The organism is Streptomyces prunicolor NBRC 13075, from assembly GCF_000367365.1.
Classification (GTDB): Bacteria; Actinomycetota; Actinomycetes; order Streptomycetales; family Streptomycetaceae; genus Streptomyces; species Streptomyces prunicolor.
In genome coordinates, this window is sequence record NZ_BARF01000025.1 from 272123 (window position 1) to 284588 (window position 12466).

At 70.6% G+C, this 12466-nt stretch carries 12 protein-coding genes; 6 read left to right on the top strand and 6 right to left on the bottom strand.

Annotated elements, in window-relative coordinates; all coding sequences use genetic code 11:
- Positions 1-62: 62 nt before the first annotated feature.
- The 5 genes from SPR02S_RS11045 (at position 63) to hemC (ending at position 5729) form a co-directional block, all read left to right on the top strand.
- On the top strand, positions 63-1034 hold the full coding sequence (locus tag SPR02S_RS11045; protein ID WP_019057018.1) for an ATP-dependent DNA ligase: 972 nt from the start codon (positions 63-65) through the stop codon (positions 1032-1034).
- 137 nt (positions 1035-1171) lie between these two features.
- Positions 1172-1948 carry an NPP1 family protein gene (locus SPR02S_RS11050; RefSeq protein ID WP_019057019.1) on the top strand — a complete coding sequence of 259 codons (777 nt, stop codon included), beginning with the start codon at positions 1172-1174 and terminating at the stop codon, positions 1946-1948.
- A 77-nt stretch (positions 1949-2025) separates the two neighbouring features.
- Positions 2026-3585, top strand: a complete 1560-nt coding sequence (locus SPR02S_RS11055; protein WP_019057020.1) for an MGH1-like glycoside hydrolase domain-containing protein — start codon at positions 2026-2028, stop codon at positions 3583-3585.
- Positions 3586-3707: 122 nt separating this feature from the next.
- Positions 3708-4610, top strand: a complete 903-nt coding sequence (locus tag SPR02S_RS11060) for an NHL repeat-containing protein (protein WP_245607544.1) — start codon at positions 3708-3710, stop codon at positions 4608-4610.
- 183 nt (positions 4611-4793) lie between these two features.
- On the top strand, positions 4794-5729 hold the full coding sequence (gene hemC, locus SPR02S_RS11065) for a hydroxymethylbilane synthase (protein WP_019057022.1): 936 nt from the start codon (positions 4794-4796) through the stop codon (positions 5727-5729).
- Between the two features lie 80 nt (positions 5730-5809).
- On the opposite strand, the gene SPR02S_RS11070 is transcribed toward hemC, so the two are convergent.
- The 4 genes from SPR02S_RS11070 to SPR02S_RS11085 all read right to left on the bottom strand — a co-directional run bounded on the left by SPR02S_RS11070 (position 5810) and on the right by SPR02S_RS11085 (position 8683).
- On the bottom strand, positions 5810-6325 hold the full coding sequence (locus SPR02S_RS11070) for a hypothetical protein (RefSeq protein ID WP_019057023.1): 516 nt from the start codon (positions 6323-6325) through the stop codon (positions 5810-5812).
- Between the two features lie 189 nt (positions 6326-6514).
- A complete protein-coding gene (locus SPR02S_RS11075) occupies positions 6515-7375 on the bottom strand; it encodes an ABC transporter permease (RefSeq protein ID WP_019057024.1) in 861 nt (286 codons plus the stop codon).
- The gene (locus tag SPR02S_RS11080; protein ID WP_019057025.1) at positions 7335-8231 is read right to left on the bottom strand and encodes an ABC transporter ATP-binding protein; all 897 of its coding nucleotides are present in this window, start codon (positions 8229-8231) and stop codon (positions 7335-7337) included. Before SPR02S_RS11080 ends, SPR02S_RS11075 begins: the two co-directional genes overlap by 41 nt.
- A complete protein-coding gene (locus tag SPR02S_RS11085; RefSeq protein WP_019057026.1) occupies positions 8228-8683 on the bottom strand; it encodes a MarR family winged helix-turn-helix transcriptional regulator in 456 nt (151 codons plus the stop codon). The genes SPR02S_RS11080 and SPR02S_RS11085 overlap by 4 nt, the downstream gene beginning before the upstream one ends.
- Positions 8684-8825: 142 nt before the next feature.
- Between SPR02S_RS11085 and SPR02S_RS11090 the strand changes: the two genes are divergently transcribed.
- Positions 8826-9629, top strand: coding sequence for a VOC family protein (locus SPR02S_RS11090; protein ID WP_019057027.1), 804 nt, complete (start codon positions 8826-8828; stop codon positions 9627-9629).
- Positions 9630-9632: 3 nt separating this feature from the next.
- Here SPR02S_RS11090 and glgX read toward each other — a convergent pair whose 3' ends face one another.
- Positions 9633-11768, bottom strand: a complete 2136-nt coding sequence (glgX, locus tag SPR02S_RS11095; RefSeq protein WP_078622865.1) for a glycogen debranching protein GlgX — start codon at positions 11766-11768, stop codon at positions 9633-9635.
- On the bottom strand, positions 11765-12268 hold the full coding sequence (locus SPR02S_RS11100) for a hypothetical protein (protein WP_019057029.1): 504 nt from the start codon (positions 12266-12268) through the stop codon (positions 11765-11767). The genes glgX and SPR02S_RS11100 overlap by 4 nt, the downstream gene beginning before the upstream one ends.
- Positions 12269-12466: the final 198 nt, after the last annotated feature.

Here is a 12466-nt window from a genome sequence, read left to right on the forward strand (position 1 = left end):
CGCCCCACTCCGTCGACACCTCTGCCGTGACCCTGCCACCACCCCTCCCCCACATCCCACCCATGCTCGCCACCCCCGGCCTCCTCCCGCCCGCCGCGCAGGACGCCCAGTGGGCCTACGAGACCAAACAGGACGGCCAGCGCGTGCTGGTGTACCTCCCCGGCGACGGCAGCGTCCTCCTGCGCGCCCGCTCCGGGGAGGACATCACCGGCGCCTACCCCGAACTGCTGCCCCTGGGCGCCGAGTTGGGGACCACCCCGGCGATCCTGGACGGCGAGGTGCTGGCCCTGGACGAACAGGGGCGCGCCGACTTCCAGTTGCTGCAAGGGCGGATGGGCCTGGCCCAGTCACCCGCGCTGGCGGTGCGCCGGGCCGCCGAAGCACCCGTCCACCTCGTGCTGTTCGACCTCCCCCACCTCGGACAGCCGCTCCTCACACTCCCTTACGTCCGCCGACGCGCCGCACTGGAGCGGCTCGGCCTGGACGGCCCGTACTGGTCAACTCCCGCCGCCCTCACCGGACATGGGGCCCAGGCTCTCCGGGCCACCCGTGAGCACGGGCTGGAGGGCCTGGTCTGCAAGCGGCTGGACTCGGGGTACGAACCCGGGGTGCGTTCCCGCGCCTGGATCAAGATCCGCAACCTGCGGAGCGAGGACGTGCTGGTCGGCGGCTGGGTGCCCGGCAAGGGGCGCCTGACGGGCCTGCCGGGCGCGGTGCTCGTGGGGCAGCGCGCGGGCGACCGACTGGCGTACGTCGGCAATGTGGGCACCGGCTGGAGCGAGGCCGAGCGTGCCGAACTCGCCGTACTGCTGCGGGCCGCCGGGACCGACACGTGCCCCTTCGACCCCGTCCCGTCGGTTGCCGGGGCGCGCTGGGTGGTGCCCCGGCTGGTCGGCGAGGTCCGCTACAGCAGCCGAACCCGGGCCGGGATGCTGCGCCAGCCGTCCTGGCTGCGGCTGCGCCCGGACCTCGCGCCGGAGGAGTCGGCGGCGGATCTGCCGGAGGACACACCACAGGAGTCACCGGACCGTTGAGGAAGTTGCGTAGATCAAGTATTGGGCCGGTCGTTACCGGAGTGACACCCCTCCCTCTTGGCGCGTACATGGAAAGTCGGCACGATGAAAGCCCTTTCCCCCCACAGCCGTTGGGCTGCATCCAAAAGGAGGACGCAGTGTCGTCCCAGAAGTCCCGCACCCGCCGCGGAAGGTGGCTCGCCGGCCTCGGCGGTGCCGCCGTGCTCGTCATCGCCTTCCCCTCCGCAGCCTTCGCCGCCCCGCCCACCGCACTGTCCGCGAACGCCGAAGCCGCCGAGCAGACGTATCTGCCCGCCTTCGACTACGACACGGACGGCTGCTACCCGACGCCCGCGATCGGCCCCGACGGGACGGTCAACGGCGGCCTGAACCCGACCGGTTCGCTCAGCGGCGAGTGCCACGACGCCTCGGACCTCGACAACACCAACAGCTACTCGCGCTACAAGTGCAACAACGGCTGGTGCGCCTACATGTACGGCCTGTACTTCGAGAAGGACCAGGCCCTGGCCAACTCCAGCATCGGCGGGCACCGCAACGACTGGGAACACGTCGTGGTGTGGGTGCAGAACGGCACGATCCAGTACGTGTCGACGTCCAACCACGGTTCGTTCACCGTGCACGCGGCGTCCGACGTCCGCTTCGACGGCACCCACGCCAAGATCGTCTACCACAAGGACGGCATCGGCACGCACGACTTCCGCCTCGCGAACGCGAACGACGAGCCGCCGGAGAACGACAAGCACACCTGGCAGTACCCGCCGCTCGTCGGCTGGAACGGCTACCCGGCGGGCCTGCGCGACAAGTTGAGCGCCTACGACTTCGGCAGCGCCAACTTCGGTCTCAAGGACGCGAACTTCGCGGCCCACCTCACGTCGGCGAAGCCCTCCGGAATCACGTTCGACCCGGCCGCCTGACCGAACCGTCCAGGGGGCACCATCGTTCTCAGGGCTCCCGGAGTCATCTCGACCCCGGGAACCCGAGAGGACGGAACGTGGCAGCTGAACGCGGGATCTCGCGGCGGGCTCTCCTGATCGCGCTGGGCATCGCCGGGGCGACGGCCGTCCCGGCGGGTGCGCAGGGCCCGGCTCCCGGGAACGGGTACACCATGCCCACCCTCTCCTTCGACGACCAGGCCGTCCAACGCCGCCTCGGCACCGTCTACGCGTCCGCGCTCGGATCCGTCTCCGGCGCCAACACCATCGGCGCCGACCGTTCGGTATACGACAAGGCGGGCCTGCTCAGCTATCCGCCCGGCACCGTCGTCCGGGCGGGCGGCGGCTATCCCGCGCCGCAGCGCTGGACCCGGGACGCGGCCGTCAACGCGTGGAGCGGGGTCAGCCTGCTGGCGCCGGACGTCGGCCGCAACACCCTGTGGTCCGTGGTCGACCGCGCGCGGGACGGCCTCGTGGTCCAGCAGGACAACCAGTGGTGGGACCAGATCGTGTGGGTCCTGGCCGCGCACCACCACTACCTGGTCACCGGCGACCGCGACTTCCTCACCCGGGCCCACGACACGTCCGCGCACACCCTCGCGGCCCGCCGCGCCCAGCACTTCAACTCGTCGTTCGGCCTCTACGAGGGCCCCGGCTTCATGAACGACGGCATCTCCGGCTACCCCAGCCCGCCCGCCTCGACGTCCGTCCACTCCTCCTTCGTCCTCGACCACCCGCACGCCGCCACACTGATGTGCCTGTCCACCAACTCCCTCTACTACGGCGCCCATCAGGCCCTCGCCGCCATGTCCGAGGCCCTCGGCCACCCCGTACAGGCCGCGTCGTACCGCTCCGACGCGGAGCACCTGCGCACGGCGATCGACAAGCACCTGTGGCGGACGGACGCCGGGACCTACGGCTACCTCGTCCACGACGAGGGCCCTCTCGCCGGACGCCTGGACACCTCCCAGGAGGGCGCGGGCCTGGCCCTCGCGATCCTCCTCGGCGTCGCGGACCCCCAACGCGCCGGCCGCATCCTCGACTCCACGCACTGGCAGCCGTACGGCATCGTCAACGTCTGGCCGCACTTCCCGCGCTTCGACGACCGGCGTCCGGGACGGCACAACGTGATGGTCTGGCCGATGGTCCACGGGCTGTACGGCCAGGCCGCCGCCGACGCGGGCCGCACCGAGCCGTTCGCCCTCGCCACCGACACCCTCGCCGGTCTGGTCACCGCGAGCGGCGGCTTCTACGAGCTGTACGACTCCGTGACCGGCGCGGTCGACGGCGGCTGGCAGGGCGGCGCGAGCGGGCACGCCGACCACTTCGTGTCCCAGCCCGACCAGACCTGGTCCGCGACGGCGTATCTGCGCCTGATCCACGACGGCCTGTTCGGCCTGACGTTCACGGCCGACGCCCTACGGCTGAGGCCGTGCCTGCCGTCGCAGTGGGGTGCGGTACGGCTGCGCGGGCTGCCGTACCGGGGCATGACGCTCGACGTGACGCTGAGCGGCGGCGGGAGCCGGGTGGGGTCGTGCACGGTCGACGGGGTGTCGGGGGAACCCGTCGTGGCGGCGGACGGGCGGGGACATCGCGCCATCGACATCGTGCTGGCCTGAAAGTCCGGTCCCCAGGCCTCACTTGGTGAACCCATCCGTACCCCCGCTACGTGTCCGGTGCAGTGCTCGCGGTGATCCCGTGGGCCCACCGATCGTCGACGGAACAGGAACGGATGGACTCGATGATGAGATCTGGAACCGCGACACGATTCCCGCTCGACCGTCCCGCCCGCTCGCTCACCGGACGCGGGCGGGCGCTGGGTGTGGCGCTGGCCCTCGGCGCGTTGCTGGTGTCGGGCGCGACCATGGCCGTCGCCGCTCCGGCGGTCGCCGCGACGGGTGACGTCACCTGCCCGTCCACGGACTGTGTGCGGATCGCCCCGGCGGCCGGTGCCCCGGTCGCCATCGCCCCCGTGGACGCCGGCACGGCGTATCTGGCGTACTCGGGCGGCGATCTGCTCAAGCTCGACCTGGCCACCGGCACGCTCACCGGGATCACCACCGGTCTGGGCAACCTCCGCGGAGTCGCCGTCGCCGACGGCAACGCGTACATCACCGCCTTCGACGGCACGCTTCAGCAGGTCAGCCTCGCCACGGGCGCCCGCCGTACCCTGGCCGCCGGTCTGCCCTCGCTGTTCGGCGTGGCCCGCTTCGGCACCACGACCTATGTCACCGACGGCAACGGCGAGATCGTCGCCGTCCCGGACGGCGGGACTGCGCGCGTCGTGGCCACGGGGCTCGGCTTCTCCTACGGCCTCGCGTTCGACAAGGCGGGCCTCGCCTACACCGCCGACATGGGCCAGGGCCGCATTCTGCAGACGAACGTGGCCACGGGTGCGACGCGAGTGCTGGCCAGTGAGAGCTACGAACCCACGTCGATCTCGGTCGGCGGCGACGGCCTGGTCTACTTCATGGTCGGCGACGAGGTGAAGCGGGTGAACCCCGCCACCGGGGTGCAGTCCCATGTCACCAACTTCCGCGGGATCAACGGTTTCAGCTTCTCGCTGGCGGCGTCCGGGGACGCGTACATGGCCGGTGGCGCCGGCGACGGGGTGTGGCGGATCTCCGGTCTGACCTCGCGCTGAGCCGGTAGACACCTCGCCCGAGGGTCCGGGACACCGGAACCGTGAACGTCCTCGCGCGCTCGTGGAGCGGGTCACCGCGCCCGCTCCACGAGCGGCGAGCCCCTCGTCCGATGGGCGTGGTGCGGCGGGTCGGAGTTGTGGGGAGTTGCGTCGGGGGGCGTCCGGAAGGTCTATCGTGTCCGCATGTCCGTGCCCGAACTGATCCGTATCGTCTCCCGCGACTCGCCCATGGCGCTGGCCCAAGTGGAGCGTGTGCGCGCCGAGTTGGCCGTCCTTCATCCGCAGGTGCGCACCGAGGTGGTGCCGGTCAAGACGACCGGCGACAAGTGGATGGGCGATCTGGCCCTGGTCGAGGGCAAGGGGGCGTTCACCAAGGAGGTGGACGCCGCGCTGCTCGCCGGTGCGGCGGATCTCGCGGTTCACTGCGTCAAGGACGTGCCCGCCGACCGTCCGCTGCCCGCCGGTACGACGTTCGCCGCGTTCCTGAAGCGGGACGACATCCGTGACACCCTGGTCCACCCGGGCGGACTCACCCTCGACGAACTGCCGCCGGGCACCCGGATCGGCACCTCGTCGGTCCGGCGGGTCGCTCAACTCTCCGCCACGCACCCGGAGTTGCAGTGCGTTCCGTTCCGCGGCAACGTCAACCGGCGACTGGAGAAGCTCGCGGCTGGCGAGGCCGACGCGCTGCTGGTCGCGATGTCCGGCCTGGAGCGCATCGACCGGCTCGACGTGGTCAGCGAGGTGCTGTCCCCCGAGGTGATGATGCCGCCGATCGGCGCGGGCATCCTCGCGCTGCAGTGCCGCGAGGGCGACACCGAGGTCATCGACACGGTCAGCGGGCTCGGTCACCCGGAGACGCATCGGGAGGCGACCGCGGAGCGCATGTTCCTGCACGTCCTCCAGGGGCACTGCAACAGCCCGATCTCCGGGTACGCGCAGGTGGACCGGAGCGGTGAACTGTCGCTGCGCGCCTGTGTGTTCACCCCGGACGGCAAGACCCGGCTCAACGCCCACGAGTGGGCGGGGCGACTGGACCCGGCGACGCTGGGCACGTCGGTGGCGGTGGCGCTGCTGCGGCAGGGTGCCCGGGAGATCATCGACGGCATCCCGCACTGAGCAGGGAGTCTCGGGGGGGCAGGTCACGCCTGGTCCCAGAGGCTCAGGGGGTTCCGGGTTCCGCTTGGTCTCCCGGAGGCTCAGGGCGTACCGGGTTCCGCCTGGTCCCGGAGGAACTTGCTCACCTGGTGGGCCAGGCCGTCCCGCCCCGCACCGGCGGCGACGGCGGCCTCGCACAGACCGATACCGCCCGCCCACAGGCGCCGCTCCGTCCACTCCTCCTCCACCCGCAGCTGGACCTGTACGTCCACCTGCTTCAGGGAGGCTTCCGCACCGGCCGCGTAGACGACGGCGGTGGCGCGGCGCAGCGGATGGACGTCGAAGCCCTCGATGAACTGCGAGCTGCGCCAGTCGATGAAGGCGCTCTCGCCGTCCGGGCCGACCCTGACGTCGATCTGGCCGTCCTCCAGATGGATGCCGTAGTGCCGCGCGCCGCGGTTCTCGACGGTGACACGGAGCGTGAAGTAGGTCAGCCCTTCGGCCGCGTCGTCGCGTCCACGCGGCGGCTCGGCAGCCGCCAGGCTGTGGACGCGGACACGCAGACCGGCATGTTCGTCGTACTCCTGCCAGTCCCCGACCACGTTCGGCTCGTACACGGTGCACCCTCTCGGCCTCAGAGAGCTGCTTCCTATCTGTGTGCTCAGCGCACTGTCAAATGAGCGGAATGCGCTGTGGCCAGCGTTTTCGCCCGCTTGATCACTGATCAAGCCGTGCGCAGGAAGAATCCGCTTTCCGGCCGTCGAATCCTGGTCAGGAGCGTGCCGCACATCACGTTCCCGCCAAGATCAGCGGGCGAGCCGGCCGAGTAGGGAGGAGGCGGCCGCGATGCCCAGTGCGGCGGCCACCAGCAACACGGCGAAGTCGGTGCCCAGATGGGACGGGGTGCCGAGCAGCAGCCCGCGCAGCGCGTCCACTTCGTAGCTCAGCGGGTTCACCTTGCTCACCGCCTGCAGCCAGCCGGGCATGATCGCCACCGGGTAGAGGGCGTTGGAGCCGAAGAACAGCGGCATGGTGATCGCCTGGCCGAAACCCATCAGCCGGTCCCTGCTGAGCACGATGCCGGCGATGGTCATCGACAGACAGGAGAAGAAGGCCGAGCCGAGGATCACGATCGCCCCGACGCCGATCAGCTTCAGCGGGTTCCAGGTCAGCGCGACTCCGAGGATCGCGGCGATGACGATCACGACGACGGCCTGGATCAGCGACTTCACCCCGGCCGCGAAGGCCTTGCCGGTGATCAGTGCCGAGCGCGGGGTGGGGGTGACGAGGAGCTTGTTGAGGATGCCGGCGTCCCGCTCCCAGATGATCTGGATGCCGTAGAAGATGGCGATGAACATCGCGGACTGGGCGATGATGCCCGGGGCGAGGTAGTCGATGTAGGGGATGCCGCCGGTGGGGATCGCCTTGATGCGGGTGAAGGTCTGGCCGAAGATCAGCAGCCACAGGGCGGGTTGAACGGCGCGGGTGTACAACTCGGTGCGGTCGTGGCGGAGTTTCTGGAGTTCGACCGCGCACATCGCGATGACGCGGGCGGGCAACAGCCGCCATCCGGCCCGGGGTTGGGGCGGGGTCAGGAGAAGGTTCAGGTCGTACTCGGGAGCTGGGTCAGCCGACGCGGTTCGCGGTGCGGCGGGTGCTTCGGACATCGCGGAAACCTCCTGACTGGTCTTCGAGACCGCTGCCGGCTATGTCCCGGAAGACGTCCTCGAGGGTGGGCAGCGGATCGGTGGCGGGGGCGCCCTCGGTGCGGCGGCGTTCGCCGAGGCCCTCGCGGAGTTGCTCCGGGGTGCCGAGGGCGCGGATGCGGCCGCGGTGCATCAGGCCGACGCGGTCGCAGTACTGGTCGGCCTCGTCCATGTAGTGGGTGGTGACCAGGACGGTCATGCCGGTCGCCTCGCGTACGGCGTTGATGTGCTCCCACACGCTGGTGCGGGCGATCGGGTCGAGGCCGATCGTGGGCTCGTCGAGGATGAGCAGGCGGGGCGCGCTGACCAGGGCCTGCGCGAGTTCGAGGCGGCGGACCATGCCGCCGGAGTAGGTGTTGGCGAGCCGGTCGGCGGCGTCGGTGAGGTCGACGGCCCGCAGCGCCTGGGCGACGCGGGCGGCGCGTTCCTTGCGCGGGACGTCGAAGACGCGGGCGAAGAGAGCGACGTTCTCGCGTCCGGTGAGCCCGCTGTCGGCGGACAGCTGCTGCGGGACGTAGCCGAGCATGCGGCGCACGGACATCTGTTCCTTGGCCGTGTCGTGGCCGAAGACGTGGACCATGCCCGCCGGGACCGGCAGGAGGGTGGTGATACAGCGGATGGCCGTGGTCTTCCCGGCGCCGTTGGGGCCGAGCAGTCCGAAGACCTCGCCCTCCCCCACGGACAGGTCGAGCCCGTCGACCGCGGTGGTCTCGCCGAAGGAATAGGCGAGCCGGGTACAGCTGACGGCCGCGGCCCGCCCGGTGGCGGTGGCAGTGCCGGTATCGCTGTCGGTGGCAGCGTCGATGGACGGCGTCATGACTCCTCGGCCTCCTCGTGCAGGTTGACGGCCAGTTGGCGCAGGGCCGGGAGCGCCGCGCGCAGCGCGTCCCGGTCCGCCTGGTCGAGACGGTCGACCTGGCCGCGGACGAGCTCCGCGCGCCGCGCGTGCCAGTCACTGAGGCGGGTCTTCGCCGTCTCGGTGAGCTGGAGGCGGGCGGCTCGCCGGTCGGCGGGGTCCGTCTCGCGGATCATGAAGCCGTCCCGGACCAGCTGGTTGACGAGCGTCGACACCGAGTTGCTCGCGAGGAACAGCTCCTTGGCCGCGTCCGAGATGCCGATTCCCGGCCGGACCTCGACCAGGCGCAGCAGCTCCACCTCGGCGCCGCGCAGTCGCGGCATGGTCATCTCGCTGCGCAGTCGCCTGCGGATCAGCCGCTGGACACCGACGAGCGCGTCGGCCAGCTCTTCCGGGAAGTTCTCCGTCTCCACACTCGGAGATTACCTCTTTAGCAGAGGTAACTAACCCAAAAGGATGGTCAAGACACCTGCTCGGGAGGCAGCGGGACCGTTTCCGGTTGGACACTGGTGGAGACCGGTGGCCGCCGGTCCACGAGATCGGAACGCGACTGCCATGAACCACGACAGGAAACCGTCCCCCGGAGAACCGGACTCCGTCTCGACCCGTTCGGTGTTCGGCGCCCCCTGCTGGGTGAGTCTCACGAGCCGCGATGTGGAGACCACGGAGGCCTTCTACGAGGCCGTGTTCGGCTGGAAGTGGCGCTCGGCCAGCCTCGGCGACCGCTTCCGGATCGCCACGGCGAACGACATGCCGGTGGCCGGTCTGGCCGCGGTCGCCTCCATGTGGCAGGTCGCGGTGGCGTGGACGCCGTACTTCGCCGTGCCCGACGCGGATGTGGCCGCGGCCCGGGTCCGGGAGCGCGGCGGCACGGTCGCCGTGGGACCGCTCTCCTTCCCGCCCGGCCGCGCGGCCCTGCTCGGCGACCGGGACGGCGCGACCTTCGGCATCTGGGAGGGCGACCTGATCCGCGGCTGGGAGACCTGGCGCCGCTCGGCCCCCGCCTTCGTCCGGCTGCGCACCCGCGACGCCTTCGACGCGGCGATCTTCTACGGCGAGGTCCTCGACTGGGCCTCGGCGGACCCGGCGAGCTGCGACGTCCAGTACGAGGGCGGCGAGGTCGTGCTGCGCAGCGGCGGGAACGTCGTGGCCCGTATCGAGTCGGGCGCGCTGGAGGCGGCCCCCGACCCGACGGTCCGCCCGCACTGGCAGGTCCACTTCTCGGTCTCGGACATCAGGTCGTGCGCCCGGGTCACGGAGGCGCACGGCGGGAGCGTCCTGCGGGAGAACCTGCACGAGGCCGTGCTCCGCGACCCGGACGGCGCCCGTTTCACGGTCACTTCCCGCAACGCCCCCTGACCTTCACCGCCGGGCCGGGCGCGACAGCAGCACGAGACTGCGCGCCTCCACGGCCAGCTCCGTGGCGGCCTTGTGTTCCGTCTCGTCCGGGGTGCCCTGCGGCTCGGCGGTGTCGATCAGGGTCGTCCAGCGCTCGCCGTAGGTGACGTCGGGCAGTCGGAAATCGACGGGCTCCCAGTAGCTGTTCAGCAGGAGCAGGAACGAGTCGTCGACGACGGGCCCGCCGTGCGAATCGCGTTCGGCGATGGCGTCGCCGTTGAGGAACACGCCCACGCAGTGCGCGTCGGAGCGCTGCCAGTCCAGGTCGGCCATCTCGCGGGCGTCGGGCAGCAGCCACACCAGGTCGGGCAGCGGCTGTCCGGCGTGCACGGCGGTCTCGCCGCGGAAGAACCGGCGCCGACGCAACACGGGATGCGCGGCGCGCAGCCCGACGACATACCGCGTGAAGGCGGCGAGTTCGCGCTGTTCGTCGCTCAACTCCCAGTCGATCCAGGAGACTTCGTTGTCCTGGCAGTAGGCGTTGTTGTTGCCGCGCTGACTGCGGCCCAGCTCGTCGCCGTGGCTCAGCATCGGGATGCCCTGCGAAAGAATCAGCGTGGCAAGGAAGTTGCGCTGCTGACGGGCGCGCAGTTCCAGCACAGCGGGGTCATCCGTCTCCCCCTCGACCCCGCAGTTCCAGGACCGGTTGCTGCTCTCGCCGTCCCGATTCCCTTCCCCGTTGGCCTCGTTGCGCTTGTCGTTGTACGAGACCAGGTCGCGCAGCGTGAACCCGTCGTGCGCGGTGACGAAGTTGACGCTGGCGCGCGGACGCCGACGGCTGTGCTGGTACAGGTCGGAGGAGCCGGTGAGCCGGGACGCGAACTCGCCGAGCGTGTGCTCGCCGCCGCGCCAGAAGTCCCGTACGGCGTCCCGGTACTTGCCGTTCCACTCCGACCACAGCGGCGGGAAGTTGCCCACCTGGTAGCCGCCCTCGCCCACGTCCCACGGCTCGGCGATGAGCTTGACGCGGCTGATCACCGGGTCCTGCTGGATCAGGTCGAAGAACGCCGACAGCCGGTCCACCTCGTGGAACTGCCGGGCCAGCGTGGCCGCTAGGTCGAAGCGGAAGCCGTCGACGTGCATCTCGGTGACCCAGTAGCGCAGCGAGTCCATGATCAGCTGGAGGACGTACGGGTGCCGCATCAGCAGGCTGTTGCCGGTGCCCGTCGTGTCGTAGTAGTGGCCCCAATCGCCGTCCACCAGACGGTAGTAGGAGGCGTTGTCGATGCCGCGGAAGGACAGGGTGGGGCCCTGTTCGTTGCCCTCGGCGGTGTGGTTGTAGACGACGTCGAGGATGACTTCGAGCCCGGCCGCGTGCAGCGCCTTCACCATGGACTTGAACTCGGTGACCTGGCCGCCGCGTTCGCGGTGCGCGGCGTAGGCGTTGTGGGGCGCGAAGAAGCCGATGGTGTTGTAGCCCCAGTAATTGGACAGGCCGCGGTCCTGGAGCACGCCGTCCTGCACGAACTGGTGCACCGGCATCAACTCGACGGCGGTCACCCCGAGTTGGGCGAGATGCTCGACGACGGCCGGGTGCGCGAGTCCCGCATAGGTGCCCCGGAGTTCCTCGGGGACCTCCGGGTGGGTGCGGGTCAGCCCCTTCACATGGGCCTCGTAGATCACGGTGTCGGCGTACGAGCGCCGGGGCGGTCGGTCGTCGCCCCAGTCGAAGGCCGGGTCGGTGACCACGCCGAGCATGCCGTGCCCGGCGCTGTCGCCAGGCGCCGGCCCGGCCGAACGCTCGTACAGCGAGGGGTCGTTGTCGATCTGGCCGTCCACCGCCCGGGCGTACGGATCGAGGAGCAGTTTCGCCGGGTTGCAGCGGTGTCCGGCGGCCGGAGCCCACGGACCGCGCACTCGATAGCCGTAGCGCTGCCCCGGTCCGATGCCCGGCAGATAGCAGTGCCACACGAAGCCGTCGGCCTCGGTCAGCCGCACGTCCCGGTGGCTGCCGTCGTCGCCGACGAGGACGAGGTCGACGCGTTCGGCGACCTCGCTGAACAGGGCGAAGTTGGTGCCGTTCCCGTCGAAGGAGGCACCCAACGGATAGGGGTGCCCGCTCCACACGGACACCCCTTTCCTGCGCGGGCTCGCGGTCACCGGGCGTCCTCCAGGACGCCGTGCGCCGGACGGGCCGGCGGGGCGGCCGGTACCTCGCGCGGGAGTTGGAGCATCTCCCGCAGGCGCGGCGCGGGCGTCCTCGGGACACGCGGGACGCGTTCGCCGCTGCGAGCCCGCTGCGAGAACCAGATGACCTTGCTTCCGGTGTCGGTGGCGCAGCAACCCCAGCCGTCGCTCATCGCGGCGATCCGGGCGAGGCAGGCACGCAGGTCCTGGTCCGGACGGAGATCGCGGTCGTTGTCGCCGATGGCGGTGATCAGGTGCTGGCCGTTCCACCACAGCTCTATCGACGTGTGCTTGTCCGTGGCGTGCTCGTCGATCGCCCGCAGCAGCAGCTCGGCGCCGCGACAGACGGGATTCACGAGGATCTCCAGGTCCCAGAGGCGGAGATGGGCGGCCAGGATGCGCCTGACCTGCCCGACCCGTTCCGGACTGACGTCCACATCGAGGTGGTAGTAGCAGGGCACTGCGGTCTTCATCGTCGTTGGCTCCCTACCGGCGAAGCTCACGCTTCCCCTCGCCCTGCGGGGCCGGGGCCCCGAACACGAAGCGTGAGCAATGATCGCTTCTGAGTCAGATCCAGAGTGCGAGCGCTAGGCCATTCGTGCAACACGAGCGACGGGTGAGGTAGTTGAAGAACCAACAAGACGCTGGGTCATCACCTGTGCACCATGAGT